General features: G+C 62.1%; 16 protein-coding genes and 1 tRNA gene. All 17 read right to left on the reverse strand.

Features of this window, described 5'->3' with window-relative positions; genetic code table 11:
• The 17 genes from nuoL to pnp all read right to left on the reverse strand — a co-directional run bounded on the left by nuoL (position 1) and on the right by pnp (position 17,167).
• Positions 1-2,073, reverse strand: a complete 2,073-nt coding sequence (gene nuoL / locus F3J19_RS25135) for an NADH-quinone oxidoreductase subunit L (protein WP_167047721.1) — start codon at positions 2,071-2,073, stop codon at positions 1-3.
• A 17-nt stretch (positions 2,074-2,090) separates the two neighbouring features.
• Entirely contained in the window at positions 2,091-2,396 is a 306-nt protein-coding gene (nuoK, locus tag F3J19_RS25140) for an NADH-quinone oxidoreductase subunit NuoK (protein ID WP_006052894.1), read from the reverse strand.
• Positions 2,397-2,416: 20 nt separating this feature from the next.
• Complete coding sequence (locus tag F3J19_RS25145; RefSeq protein ID WP_167047723.1) at positions 2,417-3,106, reverse strand: NADH-quinone oxidoreductase subunit J; 690 nt, start codon at positions 3,104-3,106, stop codon at positions 2,417-2,419.
• 197 nt (positions 3,107-3,303) lie between these two features.
• Positions 3,304-3,792 (reverse strand): NADH-quinone oxidoreductase subunit NuoI, encoded by a 489-nt coding sequence (gene nuoI, locus F3J19_RS25150; RefSeq protein WP_012432383.1) that lies wholly within the window; start codon positions 3,790-3,792, stop codon positions 3,304-3,306.
• 15 nt (positions 3,793-3,807) lie between these two features.
• Entirely contained in the window at positions 3,808-4,872 is a 1,065-nt protein-coding gene (gene nuoH, locus F3J19_RS25155) for an NADH-quinone oxidoreductase subunit NuoH (RefSeq protein ID WP_167047726.1), read from the reverse strand.
• Positions 4,873-7,206 (reverse strand): NADH-quinone oxidoreductase subunit NuoG, encoded by a 2,334-nt coding sequence (gene nuoG / locus F3J19_RS25160; protein ID WP_167047729.1) that lies wholly within the window; start codon positions 7,204-7,206, stop codon positions 4,873-4,875.
• Positions 7,207-7,359: 153 nt separating this feature from the next.
• Complete coding sequence (gene nuoF / locus F3J19_RS25165; RefSeq protein ID WP_167047732.1) at positions 7,360-8,688, reverse strand: NADH-quinone oxidoreductase subunit NuoF; 1,329 nt, start codon at positions 8,686-8,688, stop codon at positions 7,360-7,362.
• A complete protein-coding gene (gene nuoE, locus F3J19_RS25170) occupies positions 8,685-9,170 on the reverse strand; it encodes an NADH-quinone oxidoreductase subunit NuoE (RefSeq protein WP_167047735.1) in 486 nt (161 codons plus the stop codon). The genes nuoF and nuoE overlap by 4 nt, the downstream gene beginning before the upstream one ends.
• 133 nt (positions 9,171-9,303) lie before the next feature.
• Positions 9,304-10,557 (reverse strand): NADH-quinone oxidoreductase subunit D, encoded by a 1,254-nt coding sequence (locus F3J19_RS25175; RefSeq protein ID WP_167047738.1) that lies wholly within the window; start codon positions 10,555-10,557, stop codon positions 9,304-9,306.
• A gap of 9 nt (positions 10,558-10,566) precedes the next feature.
• Positions 10,567-11,169, reverse strand: a complete 603-nt coding sequence (locus F3J19_RS25180; RefSeq protein ID WP_167047741.1) for an NADH-quinone oxidoreductase subunit C — start codon at positions 11,167-11,169, stop codon at positions 10,567-10,569.
• Between the two features lie 20 nt (positions 11,170-11,189).
• Complete coding sequence (locus tag F3J19_RS25185; RefSeq protein ID WP_006052903.1) at positions 11,190-11,669, reverse strand: NADH-quinone oxidoreductase subunit B; 480 nt, start codon at positions 11,667-11,669, stop codon at positions 11,190-11,192.
• 63 nt (positions 11,670-11,732) lie between these two features.
• Positions 11,733-12,092, reverse strand: a complete 360-nt coding sequence (locus F3J19_RS25190; protein WP_167047744.1) for an NADH-quinone oxidoreductase subunit A — start codon at positions 12,090-12,092, stop codon at positions 11,733-11,735.
• A gap of 159 nt (positions 12,093-12,251) precedes the next feature.
• A tRNA-Leu gene (locus tag F3J19_RS25195) sits at positions 12,252-12,336 on the reverse strand.
• 112 nt (positions 12,337-12,448) lie between these two features.
• The gene (gene secG / locus F3J19_RS25200; RefSeq protein ID WP_167047747.1) at positions 12,449-12,838 is read right to left on the reverse strand and encodes a preprotein translocase subunit SecG; all 390 of its coding nucleotides are present in this window, start codon (positions 12,836-12,838) and stop codon (positions 12,449-12,451) included.
• 79 nt (positions 12,839-12,917) lie between these two features.
• Complete coding sequence (gene tpiA / locus F3J19_RS25205; RefSeq protein WP_167047750.1) at positions 12,918-13,691, reverse strand: triose-phosphate isomerase; 774 nt, start codon at positions 13,689-13,691, stop codon at positions 12,918-12,920.
• A 161-nt stretch (positions 13,692-13,852) separates the two neighbouring features.
• On the reverse strand, positions 13,853-14,869 hold the full coding sequence (locus F3J19_RS25210) for an NAD(P)H-quinone oxidoreductase (RefSeq protein WP_167047753.1): 1,017 nt from the start codon (positions 14,867-14,869) through the stop codon (positions 13,853-13,855).
• Between the two features lie 150 nt (positions 14,870-15,019).
• Complete coding sequence (gene pnp, locus F3J19_RS25215) at positions 15,020-17,167, reverse strand: polyribonucleotide nucleotidyltransferase (RefSeq protein WP_167047756.1); 2,148 nt, start codon at positions 17,165-17,167, stop codon at positions 15,020-15,022.
• Between the last annotated feature and the right edge of the window lie 38 nt (positions 17,168-17,205).

Genomic DNA, 17,205 nt, shown 5'->3' on the forward strand with positions numbered 1-17,205 from the left:
TTATTTGCCGCCGAGCGTTACAAACAGGGTCAGGAGCCCCAGCATGCCGATAATCATGGCGAACGCGTAGTGGTAGATGTAGCCGGATTGGAGGAAGCGGATCACGCTCGCGAACCAGCCGATAAAGCGTGCGCTGCCGTTGACGATGCCGTCGATCACGACCACGTCGCCTTCCTTCCACAGACCCCGGCCGATTGCCACCGCGCCGCGAGCAAACACGACTTCGTTGATCTTGTCCATGTAGTACTTGTTATCGAGCAACGTGTAGATCGGGCCGAACGCGCGCTTGATGACAGCCGGCAGGTCCGGACGGATCAGATACAGGAACCACGCAACCACGACACCGGCGAGCGCGAGCCACACCGGCAGGCCCGACACCGAGTGCAGACCCATCGACGCCCAGCCCTGGAACTCTTCGGCCATTTCGTGCAGCGCCGGATGGTTCTCGCCGATGTAGATCACCTTGTCGAACGCGACGCCATGCTGGAAGAAGTCGCCGAACAGCATCGGACCGACACCGATCGCACCGATCACGATCGACGGAATCGCCAGCAGCACCAGCGGCACCCACACGACCCACGGAGTTTCGTGCGGCTCGTGAGCGTGATCATCGTGACCATGAGCGTGACCGTGATCGTCGTGGCCGTGCGCGTCATGCGCATGCGCCGCGGCTTCGATACCCATCGGCGATTCCGGATGCTTCGGACCGCGGAAGCGCTCCTTGCCGTGGAACACCATGAAGTACATACGGAACGAGTACAGCGCAGTCACGAACACGCTCGCGACCACCGCGAAGTAGGCGAAGCCCGAGCCCGGCAGATGCGACAGCTTCACCGCGTCGATGATCGAGTCTTTCGAGTAGAAACCCGAGAAGAACGGCGTGCCGATCAGCGCAAGCGAACCGATCAGCGACGTGATCCACGTGATCGGCATGTACTTGCGCAGGCCGCCCATGTTGCGCATGTCCTGATCGTGGTGCATGCCGATGATGACCGAACCCGCGCCGAGGAACAGCAGTGCCTTGAAGAACGCGTGCGTCATCAGGTGAAACACGGCGACCGAGTAGGCCGAGGCGCCGAGCGCGACCGTCATGTAACCGAGCTGCGACAGCGTGGAATAAGCGACCACGCGCTTGATGTCGTTCTGGACGATGCCGAGGAAGCCCATGAACAGCGCCGTGATCGCACCGATGACCATCACGAACGACAGCGCCGTATCCGACAGTTCGAACAGCGGCGACATACGCGTGACCATGAAGATACCGGCCGTCACCATGGTTGCCGCGTGAATCAGCGCGGAGATCGGCGTCGGGCCTTCCATCGAGTCCGGCAGCCAGACGTGCAGCGGGAACTGGGCCGACTTACCCATCGCGCCGATGAAGAGGCAGATGCACGCAACCGTGAGCAGGCCCCAGTCCGTGCCCGGGAAATTCAGCGCCGCGAGTTCGGTGCGCTTCGCGAAGACTTCGCCGTAGTTCATCGAACCGGCGAACGCGAACAGCAGGCCGATGCCGAGCAGAAAGCCGAAGTCGCCGACGCGGTTCACGAGGAACGCCTTCATGTTCGCGTAGATCGCCGACTCGCGCTTGAAGTAGAAGCCGATCAGCAGGTACGACACGAGACCCACCGCTTCCCAGCCGAAGAACAGTTGCAGGAAGTTGTTGCTCATCACGAGCATCAGCATCGAGAACGTGAACAGCGAGATGTACGAGAAGAAGCGCTGGTAGCCGTCGTCGTCGGCCATGTAGCCGATCGTGTAGATGTGCACCATCAGCGACACGAAGGTCACGACGCACATCATCATCGCGGTCAGCGAGTCGACGAGGAAGCCGACTTCGAGCTGCGTCTTGCCGATCGACATCCATTCATAAACGGTCGCGTTGAAACTCGCGCCGTCCATCACCTGGAAGAAGACCATGACCGACAGGATGAACGAAACCGCGACGCCGAGGATCGTGACCGAATGCGCGCCGGCTCGCCCTACCGCCTTTCCGAACAGCCCTGCAACCAGGGAACCGGCAAGCGGTGCCAGCGGAATTGCCAACAGCAGGTTTTCATTGAGTATCGTGGACATAACCGCTTTTCCTGAAATTAACCTTTGAGCTGATCGAGATCCTCGACATTGATCGTGTCGAGACTACGGAACAGGGTCACCAGAATTGCGAGGCCGATCGCCGCTTCCGCGGCCGCCACCGTCAGCACGAAGAAGACGAAGATCTGGCCATGCACGTCGCCGAGGTAGTGCGAGAACGCGACGAAATTGGTGTTCACCGCGAGCAGCATCAGTTCGATCGCCATCAGGATGATGATGACGTTACGGCGGTTCAGGAAAATGCCGACGATGCTGATCGCAAACAGGATCGCACCGAGGACAAGGTAATGGGCTAGGGTCAACATGATTTCTATCTCCTGTCCGCTCAGCTGTTCTTGGCAGGTGCCGAGTCGGCTGCCGCTGCCGCCGCAGCTGCGGCTTCTTCCGCGGCGAGGGTCGCCGCGGTTTTCTCCGACGCCATCTTCACGACGCGCACGCGGTCCTGCGCACGCACCTTGACCTGCGCGCTGACGTTCTGCCGCTTGCTGTCCTTCTTGTGGCTCGTGGTCAGCGCGATCGCCGCGATGATCGCCACCAGCAGTATCAGGCCGGCGACTTCGAACGCGAAGATGTAGTCCGTGTAAATGATCTTGCCGATCAGGCGGGTGTTCGACCAGTCGCCCATGCCGTTCGCGGCCGCGGCCGTATCGTGCAGCACCGTCGACGTCGCGCCGTAGCCGTGCCACAGGATCAGTGCGGTCTCGATCACGATGATCGCGCCCACCACCGTCGCCATCGGCACGAAGCGTTTGAAGTCTTTGCGCAGCACGTCGAGATTGATGTCCAGCATCATCACGACGAACAGGAACAGCACCATCACCGCGCCGACGTAGACGAGCACCAGCAGGATCGCGAGGAACTCGGCCTCGAGCAGCATCCAGATCGCCGCTGCGTTGAAGAACGCCAGCACCAGGAACAGTGCGGACGCCACCGGGTTGCGCGAGGTGATCACCTTCAGCCCCGAGACAACCAGGAGCAGCGCGAAGATGTAGAACAGTACGGTCGTGAATTCCATGATTACCGGTTCATCGTTAGGCCATCGTCAGGCATTGTTCTTTGGCACGCGTGGTCAGCAAAAGCGGGCGAACCGCCAGAACAGTCGCACAGGTGCGCCGTGCCGCGGCGTTCAGACCGCGGCGCTCGGCCCGACAGCAGGCCGTGTTACTGCTTTTACTGCCGCTATTACTATTACTGCATCAACGGAAAAGCACTTCAACGATACGGTGCGTCGGCAGCCTTGTTGGCGGCGATCTCCGCTTCATAGCGATCGCCGACAGCCAGCAGCATGTCCTTCGTGAAGTACAGGTCGCCGCGCTTCTCGCCGTGATACTCGAGAATGTGCGTCTCGACGATCGAGTCGACCGGGCAGCTTTCTTCGCAGAAACCGCAGAAGATGCACTTGGTCAGGTCGATGTCGTAGCGCGTCGTGCGGCGCGTGTTGTCCGCGCGCGTTTCCGATTCGATCGTGATCGCGAGCGCCGGGCATACCGCTTCGCACAGCTTGCAGGCGATGCAGCGCTCTTCGCCGTTTTCATAGCGGCGCAGCGCATGCAGACCGCGAAAACGCGGCGAGATCGGGGTCTTCTCTTCCGGGAATTGCACCGTGACCTTGCGCTGGAACGTATAACGTCCGGTCAGCGCGAGACCCTTGAGCAGTTCCGTGAGGAAGAAAGTCTTGAAGAAGTTTTGGATTGCGGTCATGGGTTCGTCCGCCCTTTATTTCCAGATATTCAACGGCGACATGATCCAGAAGCCGACCACCACCAGCCACACCACGCAGACCGGAATGAACACCTTCCAGCCGAGACGCATGATCTGGTCATAGCGGTAGCGCGGGAACGTGGCGCGCGCCCAGATGAATACCGACAACAGGAAGAAAACCTTGGCGACGAGCCAGACGATGCCCGGGATGAACGACAGGAAACCGAACGGTGCGCTCCAGCCGCCGAGGAACAGAGTTGCAGCCAATGCCGAGATCACGATCATGTTGATGTACTCGGCGAGGAAGAACAGCGCGAACGCCATACCCGAGTAATCGATCATGTGGCCCGCGACGATTTCCGATTCGCCTTCCACCACGTCGAACGGGTGACGGTTCGTTTCGGCGATGCCCGAGATGAAGTAGACGACGAACATCGGCAGGAGCGGCAGCCAGTTCCACGACAGGAAGTTCAGGCCGTGCGAGGCGAAGAAGCCGTGCTCCTGCGAGCCGACGATGCCCGACAGGTTCAGCGTGCCGGCCGTCATCAGCACGACCACGAGCGCGAAGCCCATCGAGATTTCGTACGAAACCATTTGCGCCGCGGCGCGCATCGCGCCGAGGAACGCGTACTTCGAGTTCGACGCCCAGCCGGCCAGAATCACGCCGTACACGCCGATCGACGAAATCGCCATCGCGTACAGCAGGCCCGCGTTGATGTCGCCGAGCACCGCGCCCGCCTGGAACGGAATCACTGCCCAGACCGCGAAGGCCGGCACCACCACCATGATCGGCGCGATGAGGTAGATCCAGCGGCTCGCCTGGGCGGGCTGGATCACTTCCTTGAGCAACAGCTTCAGCACGTCGGCGATCGGCTGCAACAGGCCGGCGGGGCCGACGCGGTTCGGGCCGAGACGCACGTGCATCCAGCCGATCAGCTTACGTTCCCACAGGATCAGGTAAGCCACGCACAGCAGGATCACAACGGCCACCACCAGGATGCGCACGAGCGCCCACACCGTGGGCCAAGCGACACCGAGAAGCTGGGACCCGCCCGAGTTGATCGTATCGAACAAGCTCATTTACGCCTTCTCCACCAGCAGTTCACCGAACAGGCTGCCCAGCGCTGCACCGGCAGGTGTAGCCGCCGACACGCGGACCACCGTCTCCGCAAGATTCGCGTCGCGCACGGCCGGCAACTGCACCGCTTGCTCGCCCTGGCGCACGCGTACCGCGTCGCCTTCCTTCAAACCCAGTTTGTCGAACAGCGCAGCCGGCAGGCCGACCGAGTTCGCCACACGTGCGGCCGCAGTCAGATGCAGCGACTCCGCGCGACGCACGAGCGCGTCGGCATGATAGATCGGCACGTTCGCGAGACGCTCGAACCGACCTTCCACCGCCTTGGCCGCCTTGCCGCGCGTCACCGTGACGCTGGTGCGGTTCGACAGACGCGAGTTCAGCTCGCCGTCGCCGAGCGCAGCCGCGCGCACTTCCTCGACCGTGTCGTAGTCGAAACCCGGCACGCCGAGCAGGCTACCGAGCACACGCAACACCTTCCATGCCGGACGCGTGTCGCCGAGCGGACGCACGACGCCGTTGAACGGCTGCACCGTGCCTTCCGCGTTGACGAAGGTGCCGCCCGTCTCCGTGAACGGCGCGATCGGCAGCAGCACGTCGGCGTAGTCGGCGCCGGTCTGGAACGGCGACATCACGACGACCATCTCGGCCTGCTTCAGCGCGGCGAGCGCCTGCGCCGGATTGGCGGTATCGAATTCCGGTTCGAGATTCAGCAGCAGATAACCCTTGCGCGGCTGTTCGAACACTTCGCGGGCGTTCAGGCCGCCTTCGCCCGGCAGCGCGTTCACAAGGTGCGCGCCGACCGTGTTGGCCGCTTCCGTGAGGAAGCCGAGCGTCGCACCGCTTGCCTCGGCAATCCATTGCGCCGCCGCGTGGATCGCGGCGAAGTCGGGATGACGCACCGCTTCGTTGCCGAGCAGCACGAGACGGCGTTCGCCCGTGGCGAGCGAATCTGCAACCTGCTTGTCAGCATCGGTAGGCTGCGTGCCCACGAACGCTTCCGGCAGTGCCACGCCCTTTGCCTGCGCGACCGCGCCGGCGATGCCCGCGAGCACATCGAGCCATGCCGACGGTGCCGCCACCACGCGTTGAGCTTGCGGAATCAGTGCGTCGTCGTTCGTGGCCTGCACGAGCGTGAGTTGCGTGCCGCCCTTGGCCGCCTGGCGCAGACGCGCTGCGAACAGCGGATGATCGCGACGCAGGTCCGAACCGATCACGAGCGCCGCGTCGATATTCGACAGTTCGGCGACGGCGGTGCCGAGCCACGGCGCGCCGGTCACTGGCGCCGAGAAATCGGACTGGCGCAGACGGAAGTCGACATTCGGCGTGCCGACCGCTTGCGCAATCTGCTTGAGCAGGAACAGTTCTTCGATCGTGCTATGCGCGCTGGAAAGCGCTGCGAGCGCATTCGCACCGTGGTCGCCCTTGATGCCCTTCAGACCCTTGACCACGTAGTCGAGCGCCGTCTGCCAGTCGGTTTCGACCCACTGGCCGCCCTGCTTGAGCATCGGCTTGGTCAGACGCTCGGGGCTGTTGAGGCCTTCATACGAGAAGCGGTCCTTGTCCGAAATCCAGCATTCGTTGATGGCTTCGTTTTCGAACGGCAGAACACGCATCACGCGATTGTTCTTGACCTGCACGACGAGGTTCGCGCCGACGGAATCGTGCGGGCTCACCGACTTGCGGCGCGACAGCTCCCACGTCCGCGCGCTGTAGCGGAACGGCTTGCTCGTGAGCGCGCCGACCGGGCACAGGTCGATCATGTTACCCGACAGTTCGGAGTCGACCGTCTTGCCGACGAACGAGGTGATTTCAGAATGCTCGCCGCGGCCAAGCATACCGAGTTCCATCACGCCGGCGATTTCCTGGCCGAAGCGGACGCAACGCGTGCAGTGGATGCAGCGCGACATTTCTTCCATCGAGATCAGCGGGCCGACGTTCTTGTGGAACACCACGCGCTTTTCTTCGCTATAGCGCGACGACGACTTGCCGTAACCGACGGCCAGATCCTGCAGCTGGCATTCGCCGCCCTGGTCGCAAATCGGGCAATCGAGCGGATGGTTGATCAGCAGGAACTCCATCACGGCTTGCTGGCCCTTCACCGCCTTGTCCGATTGGGTGCGCACGATCATGCCGGCCGACACCGGCGTCGCGCATGCGGGCACGGCCTTCGGCATCTTCTCGACATCGACCAGACACATCCGGCAATTGGCCGCAATCGACAGCTTCTTGTGATAGCAGAAGTGAGGAATGTACGTGTCGACCTTATGCGCAGCCTGGATCACCATGCTGCCTTCAGGCACCTCGACTTTCTTGCCGTCTATTTCCAGTTCAACCATGATGGTCAATCTTCCTTAACCTGTTACCGCTCAATCGTTCGCCTGTTCAGCGCCCGCTTCGGGCGATGAATCCTGCGGTTGAGGTGTACGTCGGGTAGTTATCCGGTAGTTATCTGTCTGCCAACCCTGCCGGCTCGACTCGGGCAGCCATCGTCAGGCAGCCACGGTCTCCGGCATCGCCGCCGTGCCGGCATGGCCGCCGACGAGGCAATGCTTGTGGGCGACGTGATACTCGAATTCGTCCCAGTAATGCTTGAGCATGCCGCGAACCGGCATGGCCGCCGCGTCGCCGAGCGCGCAGATCGTGCGGCCCATGATGTTTTCCGCGACCGAGTTCAGCAGATCCAGATCTTCCTGACGGCCGAGGCCATGCTCGATACGATGCACGACGCGATACAGCCAGCCCGTGCCTTCGCGGCAAGGCGTGCACTGACCGCACGACTCTTCGTAATAGAAGTACGACAGACGCAGCAGCGAGCGCACCATGCAGCGCGTCTCGTCCATCACGATCACCGCGCCCGAACCGAGCATCGAGCCGGCCTTCGCGATCGCGTCGTAATCCATGTCGGTCTGCATCATCATCTCGCCCGGAATCACGGGCGCCGACGAGCCACCGGGAATCACGGCCTTGATCTTCTTGCCGCCGCGGATGCCGCCGGCCAGATCGAGCAGCGTCGCGAACGGCGTGCCGAGCGGAATTTCATAATTGCCCGGACGTTCGACGTCGCCCGAGATCGAAAAAATCTTCGTGCCGCCGTTGTTCGGCTTGCCGATTTCGAGGTAATTCTGCGGGCCGACCGCCAGCAGGAACGGCACCGCCGCGAACGTTTCGGTGTTGTTGATCGTGGTCGGCTTGCCGTACACGCCGAAGCTCGCCGGGAACGGCGGCTTGAAGCGCGGCTGGCCCTTCTTGCCTTCGAGCGATTCGAGCAGCGCAGTTTCTTCGCCGCAGATGTAGGCGCCGTAACCGTGGTGCGCATGCAGCTGAAACGAGAAGCCCGAGCCCATGATGTTGTCGCCGAGGAACCCGGCGCGGCGCGCTTCTTCCAGCGCCTCTTCGAAGCGCTTATAGACGTCCCAGATTTCGCCGTGAATGTAGTTGTAGCCGACCGTGATGCCCATCGCGTACGCGCCGATCGCCATGCCTTCGATCAGCGAATGCGGATTGAAGCGCAGGATGTCGCGGTCCTTGAACGTGCCCGGCTCGCCTTCGTCCGAATTACAGACGAGGTACTTCTGGCCCGGAAACTGGCGCGGCATGAAGCTCCACTTCAGGCCGGTCGGGAAGCCCGCACCGCCACGGCCACGCAGACCCGATGCCTTCACATCGGCAATCACCTGCTCGGGCGGAATCTTTTCTTCCAGGATGCGGCGCAGCTGGGCATAACCGCCGCGCGCCACGTAATCTTCGAGATGCCAGTTATCGCCGTTCAGCCCGGCGAGAATCAGCGGTTTGATGTGACGATCGTGTAAACACGTCATTTCGAAAGCTCCTCGAGCAGCTGGTCGATCTTCGCGCGGCTCATGAAGCTGCACATGCGATGGTTGTTCACCAGCATCACCGGCGCATCGCCGCACGAACCCATGCACTCGCCTTCTTTCAGGGTGAACTTGCCGTCGGGCGTGGTTTCACCGAAGTCGATACCGAGCTTCTGCTTCAGATATTCGGCGGCGCTTTCGGAGCCGCCTTCCGGGCCGAGCTGGCACGGCAGGTTCGTGCAGAGCGTGATCTTGTACTTGCCGACCGGCGAGGTCTCGTACATCGTGTAGAAGGTCGCGACCTCCTGCACGGCGACTGCCGGCATGCCGAGATAATCCGCGACGAACTGCATGAGTTCGGGCGACAGCCAGCCATGCTCTTCCTGAGCAGTGGCCAACGCCGACATCACGGCGGACTGTTTCTGATCGGCGGGGTACTTCGCGATCGCACGATCGATTTCTTTCAGGCCTTCAGCTGAGATCATTTTCAGACACGACTCTTTCAATTCCTACCGAACGAAAACCTGTCGCCGACATGACACTGCGACAGACCCGGCGTTCCTTTGCTTGACGCGCGTGCCGGTGCGAAAACCGGCCGCGCGCGTCGATGAATACGTCCTAGCGATCCACTTCGCCGAACACGATGTCCTGCGTACCGATGATCGTCACGGCGTCGGCGATCATGTGGCCGCGCGCCATTTCGTCGAGCGCGGACAGGTGCGCATAGCCCGGTGCGCGGATCTTCAGGCGATACGGCTTGTTGGCGCCGTCCGAGATCAGATAGATGCCGAACTCGCCCTTCGGATGTTCGACCGCGGCATACGCTTCGCCTTCAGGCACATGGAAGCCTTCGGTAAACAGCTTGAAGTGGTGGATCAGATCTTCCATGTTCGACTTCATGCCGACGCGCGACGGCGGCGCAACCTTGTGATTGCTCGTCATCACCGGGCCCGGATTCTTGCGCAGCCACTCGATGCACTGCTTCGCGATTCGCGTGGACTGGCGCATTTCTTCGACGCGCACCAGATAGCGGTCGTAGCAGTCGCCGTTCACGCCCACCGGAATGTCGAAATCGAGCTTGTCATAGACTTCGTACGGCTGTTTCTTGCGCAGGTCCCACTCGATGCCCGAACCGCGCAGCATCGCGCCGGTCATACCGAGCTGCAGCGCGCGCTCCGGACTGACCACGCCGATGCCGACCAGACGCTGCTTCCAGATCCGGTTGTCGGTAAGCAGCGTTTCGTATTCGTCGACGCACTTCGGGAAACGCGTAAAGAAGTCGTCGATGAAGTCGAGCAGCGAACCCTGACGAGTCTCGTTCATCTTCGACAACGCCTTCGCATTGCGAATCTTCGACGCCTTGTATTGCGGCATTGCGTCAGGCAGATCGCGATAGACGCCGCCCGGACGATAGTAAGCCGCGTGCATCCGTGCGCCGGACACCGCTTCGTACACGTCCATCAGGTCTTCGCGCTCGCGGAACGCGTACAGGAACACGGCCATCGCGCCGACGTCGAGCGCGTGCGCGCCGATCCACATCAGGTGGTTCAGCACGCGCGTGACTTCGTCGAACAGCACGCGGATGTATTGCGCGCGCAACGGCACGTCGATGCCGAGCAGCTTTTCGATGGCGAGCACGTAGCCGTGCTCGTTGACCATCATCGACACGTAGTCGAGACGGTCCATGTACGGCACCGACTGGATGAACGTCTTGTTTTCGGCGAGTTTTTCAGTCGCGCGATGCAGCAAACCGATATGCGGATCGGCGCGCTGGATGACTTCGCCGTCGAGTTCGAGCACGAGGCGCAGCACGCCGTGCGCTGCCGGATGCTGCGGACCGAAGTTGAGCGTGTAGTTCTTGATCTCTGCCATGGCGTTCCCTTAGTGTTTCAGACCGCCATAGCGATCCTCGCGGATCACGCGCGGCGTGATTTCCCGCGGCTCGATCGTCACCGGCTGATAGACGACGCGCTTCTCTTCCGGGTCGTAACGCATTTCGACGTAGCCGGAAACCGGGAAATCCTTACGGAACGGATGACCGATGAAACCATAGTCGGTCAGGATGCGGCGCAGGTCCGGGTGACCCTCAAAGACGATGCCGTAGAGGTCGAACGCTTCGCGCTCGTACCAGTTGACCGAATTCCAGATTTCGACGACCGACGGCAGGATCGGCATGTCGTCGTCCGGCGCGAATACGCGCAGACGCAAACGCCAGTTGTTCTGCACCGACAGCAGTTGCAGCACAGCCGCGAAACGCGGGCCGTCGTAAGCGCCGTCGGCATAGGTTTGATAGTCGACGCCGCACAGGTCGATGCACTGCTCGAAACCGAGCGAGCGATCGTCGCGCAGACGCTTTGCCACGTCGAGGTAATCGCTCGCCTTGACGACGATCGTCAACTCACCGATTGCCTCGGTGGTGCTCAACAGGAGGCCGCCAAAGGCCGCCTCGAGGTTCGCTTTCAGGGTCTCGAGTTTGCTTGCCATATTGTGGGGAGGCGTTGGCCTTATTGACGGGCGATGGTGTTGGTGCGGCGAATCTTGGCCTGTAGCTGGATCACGCCGTACACGAGCGCTTCCGCAGTGGGCGGACAGCCCGGCACGTAGACGTCGACCGGGACGATCCGGTCGCAACCGCGCACCACCGAGTACGAGTAGTGATAGTAGCCACCACCGTTCGCGCACGAGCCCATCGAGATCACCCAGCGCGGCTCGGCCATCTGGTCGTAGACCTTGCGCAAAGCGGGCGCCATCTTGTTGCACAGCGTGCCGGCGACGATCATCACGTCCGACTGACGCGGACTCGGACGAAATACCACGCCAAAACGGTCGAGGTCATAACGGGCGGCACCCGCATGCATCATCTCGACCGCACAGCACGCAAGACCGAACGTCATCGGCCACAGCGAGCCGGTACGCGTCCAGTTGATCAGTTTGTCTGCCGTAGTGGTGACAAACCCTTCTTTCAAGACCCCTTCGATACTCATTTGCTTTCCACTCCAGACGGGGTGGCAAGCCTTGGCCACCCACGCAAACCGGCGATTAATCCATCATTCCCAGTCGAGGCCGCCCTTCTTCCAGATATAGGCAAAGCCAAGCAGGAACTCGAGCAGGAAAATCATCATTGCCATGAAACCGGCCCAGCCGATGTCACGCAATGCCACGCCCCACGGAAACAGGAACGCGGTTTCAAGGTCGAAAATAATGAAGAGAATGGCGACGAGGTAGTAGCGCACGTCGAACTTCATGCGCGCATCTTCGAATGCTTCGAAGCCGCACTCGTATGGTGCGTTTTTCTCGGTATCGGGCTTGTTGGGACCGAGGATCTTGCCAATACTGACCAGTGCTACGCCTAAACCGGTGCCCACAAGAAGGAACAGCAAAACGGGGAAATAGGCTGCGAGGTTCAAGACAATCCTCAATCGGTTGGTTCTGAGTGCCGTCAGGAGCATAGCACTACTGACGCTGAATCACTTCCTCAATGCACATGACGCAAGCCAGAAGACCCTACGCCAGAAGCGAAAAATGCCAGCCGAAGCGAAGCAAACGGCTGGCATTTAGATAACATTTGGTGCCGACGGCGAGACTCGAACTCGCACAGCTTTCGCCACTACCCCCTCAAGATAGCGTGTCTACCAATTTCACCACGTCGGCACTCTATGCAATCCGGGAAAACAACTTGTAAAACCCGCGAATCGCTTCAAGACTTGAATTGTAACTTGTTTAAGCAGATTGTTCAACGCACAAAAGCACGTCGCACGAAAATTTATTTCGGAACACCCGTCGCCGGAACCGAAGCGGGCGATGCAGGTGCAGCCGCCTGCGCAGGTGCCGAAACAGCTGCTGGTGCAGATGCGCCGGCAGGCGCCACCGGTGCCGTTACCGCCGCGCCGAGCACGCCAGCAGAAGGCTTCGCGTGATACGCGCCGAGGTAAGTGAGCGCCAGCGTCGTGATGAAAAACACCGCAGCGAGCACTGCCGTGGTACGCGAAAGAAAGTTGGCCGAACCGGTTGCACCGAACAGGCTACCCGATGCGCCACTGCCGAACGCCGCGCCCATGTCGGCACCTTTACCGTGCTGCAGCAGAACGAGTCCGATGACCCCCAGCGCCGACAACAACTGAACGACGATAATCAATGTTTTCAAATACAGCATCACACTCACCCGAGTCTTTATTTAAGCGCGCCGCACACTGCGTGTTGCGCAAAATGGAGTTCCCACCGAGGCGTCCGGCTTAGCAGGCGACGCTCGTTGCGGCCGCCTTGCAGATTGCCAGAAAATCCTGATCTTTCAGTGACGCGCCGCCGATCAGACCGCCGTCGATATCCGGCTGGCGGAACAGCTCTTCCGCGTTTTCCGGCTTGACGCTACCGCCGTACAACAGCGGCACATCCGCCGCGCCCTTTGCCGCGAGGCGCGTACGCAGGAATGCATGCACGGCCTGCGCCTGCCCGGCCGTTGCGCTCCTGCCGGTGCCGATTGCCCAAACCGGCTCGTAAGCGACGACAAGACGGGCCGCATCCTGCGCCGACAGTTTCGCCAGCACTTCATCGAGTTGCGCGCCGACGACCTGCTCGGTCGAGCCCGCTTCGCGCTCTTCGAGCGTTTCGCCCACGCAGACGATCGGCGTCAGACCCGCTTCGAGCGCGCGCTGCGTTTTCACCGCGACCAGCTCGGCGCTTTCGCGATGGTATGCGCGACGCTCCGAGTGCCCGACGATGGCGAGCGTTGCACCGAAATCCGTCATCATCGGTGCGGCCACTTCGCCGGTATAGGCGCCGTGCGTGAACGCCGAAACGTCCTGCACGCCCCACACGACCCGGCTGCCTTCCAGCAACGATTGCGTCTGGGCCAGATAGACACCCGGCACGCACACGCCAACCCGCACGTCGACCGGCAATTCGCTGGCGCCTTGCGCCACCGCTTGCAATAGCACGGCATTCGCGGCAAGCCGCCCGTGCATCTTCCAGTTACCGACTACCAGTTTGGCTCGTTGTTGCTTCGACATCGTCTCGTATTTCCTGTCTTGCCTGCTGTCAGCGGACGCCGCTTGCGGCGGCTTGCGACTCTTGCAGCCTTCACGCCCGCAATCCAACTGTCGGGCGTCATCCGGCGTGCGCAAAACGCGCAATTTTACTGCGTGGGGTGAAACGGGTCAAACCGCCTGTGTCAAGCGTCCTGCCCCCACGTCAACACGATCTTGCCGACGTGCGTGCTGCTTTCCATCAGCGCGTGCGCTTCGGCAGCCTGCGCGGCCGGAAACACGCGATGCACGACCGGCTTGATGCGTCCAGCCTCGATATGCGGCCACACGCGCTCCTTCAGTTGCGCGGCGATCCGCGCCTTGAACTCGACCGGCCGCGGACGCAGCGTCGAACCGGTCACCGTCAAACGGCGGCGCATGACCTCGCTCAGATTCAATTCCGCTTTCGCGCCGCCGAGCATCGCGATCAGCACGAGACGCCCGCCGTCGGCCAGCGCCGAAAGTTCGCGCGGCACGTAGCTGCCCGCCACCATGTCGAGGATCACGTCGACGCCGCGATCGTTGGTCAGCGACCTGATGACCTCGACGAAATCCTCGGTCTTGTAGTTGATCGCCCGCTCGGCGCCCAACGCTTCGCACGCTCGGCATTTTTCGTCCGACCTCGCCGTCGCGAACACGCGAAAACCGAGCGCATGCGCGATCTGGATCGCGGTCACGCCAATCCCGCTCGAGCCGCCCTGCACGAGCAGCGCTTCGTTCGAACCGCCCTCGCCCTGACCGAGCTGCGCGCGATCGAACACGTTGCTCCACACCGTGAAGAAGGTCTCGGGCAGCGACGCCGCCTCGACATCCGCCAGACCCGCCGGCGCCGGCAGACATTGCAGCAGCGGCGCGCTCGCGTATTCCGCGTAGCCGCCGCCCGCCAGCAGCGCGCACACGCGATCGCCGACTTTCAAACCGAACGGGTTGTTCTTCCCGTCGATCGCGCCGCCCACGATCTCGCCCGCCACTTCCAGCCCCGGCAGATCGGACGTACCCGGCGGCGGCGCATAGCTGCCCTTGCGCTGAAACACATCCGGACGATTGATGCCCGATGCTGCCACATTGATCAGCACCTCGCCCGCCTTGGGTTGCGGCATCGGCCGCTCCGCCAGCTTGAGGACCTCAGGCGCACCGAATTCGGTGATTTCGATCGCTTTCATCTGCGTCAGCTCCAAGATTGGATGGTGTTGCCTACCCGTTGCCGCCCTCGGCCCGAGCACCACGCCGCCATTCGAATGCGCAACACGATCCATCCTGCATGAAAAACGGCCGGCGCGCATACGCGCTGCCGGCCGTTGTTTGCTACCGCGTTACTGCGGCGTCGGTTCGCCTTGCGGCGCGCCGTTCGCGGCGTCGTTCAGCAAGGCCTTCGCCGACAGACGCACACGACCCTTCTCGTCCGTCTGGATGACCTTGACCTTCACCTGCTGGCCGTCCTTGAGGTAGTCGTTGATGTCCTTGATGCGCTCGTTGGCGATCTCGGAGATATGCAGCAGACCGTCCTTGCCCGGCAGGATGTTCACGATCGCGCCGAAATCGAGCAGCTTGAGCACGGTGCCTTCGTACACCTGGCCCACTTCGACTTCGAGCGTGATGTTCTCGATGCGCTTCTTCGCTTCGGCCATGCCTTCGCTGCTCGTGCTCGCGATCGTGACGACGCCGTCGTCCGAAATGTCGATCGTCGTGCCGGTTTCCTCGGTCAGCGCGCGGATCACCGAGCCGCCCTTGCCGATCACGTCGCGGATCTTTTCCGGATTGATCTTGATCGTGATCATGCGCGGCGCGAACTCCGACAGTTGCGTGTTCGCACCCGACACCGCCGTGGTCATCTTGCCGAGGATGTGCATGCGGCCTTCCTTCGCCTGCGCGAGCGCGACCTGCATGATTTCCTTCGTGATGCCCTGGATCTTGATGTCCATCTGCAGCGCGGTCACGCCTTGTTCCGTACCCGCGACCTTGAAGTCCATGTCGCCGAGGTGATCTTCGTCGCCGAGGATGTCGGTCAGCACCGCGAAGCGGTTGCCTTCGAGGATCAGGCCCATCGCGATACCGGCGACGTGCGCCTTCATCGGCACGCCGGCGTCCATCAGCGCGAGGCAGCCGCCACACACCGAAGCCATCGACGACGAACCGTTCGACTCGGTGATTTCCGACACGACGCGGATCGAGTAGCCGAATTCGTCGGCGCTCGGCAGGCACGCGACGAGCGCGCGCTTGGCGAGACGGCCGTGACCGATTTCACGGCGCTTCGGCGAACCGACGCGGCCCGTTTCGCCGGTCGCGAACGGCGGCATGTTGTAGTGAAGCATGAAGCGTTCGCGGTACTCGCCTTCGAGCGCGTCGATGCTCTGCTCGTCGCCCTTCGTGCCGAGCGTCGCGACCACCAGCGCCTGGGTCTCGCCGCGCGTGAATAGCGCCGAGCCGTGGGTACGCGGCAGCACGCCGGTGCGGATTTCGATCGGGCGCACGGTGCGCGTGTCGCGGCCGTCGATACGCGGCTCGCCGTTCAGGATCTGCGTACGGACGATCTTCGCTTCGATGTCGAACAGCACGTTGCCGACCGACGCCTTGTCGGCCGCCACGGTGCCGGCTGCCGCTGCGTCTTCCTCGAGCTTCGCCGAGGTGGCCGCGTAGACTTCCTTCAGCTTGGTCGAACGAGCCTGCTTGTCGCGGATCTGGTAAGCGGCAAGCAGATCGGCTTGCGCAAGTTCCGTCACACGCGAGATCAGCGCTTCGTTCTTCGGCGCCGGCTGCCAGTCCCACTCGGGCTTGCCGCCTTCGCGGACCAGTTCGTGGATCGCGTCGATCGCGATCTGCATCTGCTCATGACCGAACACGACGGCGCCAAGCATCACGTCTTCGCTCAGCTGCTGCGCTTCCGATTCGACCATCAGCACCGCGCGTTCCGTACCGGCGACGACGAGGTCGAGCGCCGATTCCTTCATCTGCGGACGCGTCGGGTTCAGCACGTATTCGTTGTTGATGTAGGCCACACGCGCCGCACCGACCGGGCCGTTGAACGGCAGGCCGGACACCGCGAGCGCCGCCGACGCGCCGATCAGCGCGGGGATGTCGGCGGGGATTTCCGGATTCAGCGACAGCACGTGAATCACGACCTGCACTTCGTTGTAGAAGCCTTCCGGGAAGAGCGGACGCAGCGGGCGGTCGATCAGGCGCGAGATCAGCGTTTCGCCTTCCGACGGACGGCCTTCGCGGCGGAAGAAGCCGCCCGGAATCTTGCCGGCGGCGTAGGTCTTTTCGAGGTAATCGACGGTCAGCGGGAAGAAGTCCTGGCCCGCCTTGGCGGTCTTGGCGCCGACCACGGTAGCCAGCACGACGGTGTCTTCGACATCGACGATCACCGCGCCGCTCGCCTGGCGAGCGATTTCACCGGTTTCGAGGCGAACGGTGTGCTGCCCCCACTTAAACTCTTTGACGACCTTATTGAACATAGTCATTGCTTTTCCTCATCGTAATGCCGCGCGGACCGGAAGCG

Source organism: Burkholderia sp. Ax-1724 (assembly GCF_011752995.1).
Classification (GTDB): domain Bacteria; phylum Pseudomonadota; class Gammaproteobacteria; order Burkholderiales; family Burkholderiaceae; genus Paraburkholderia.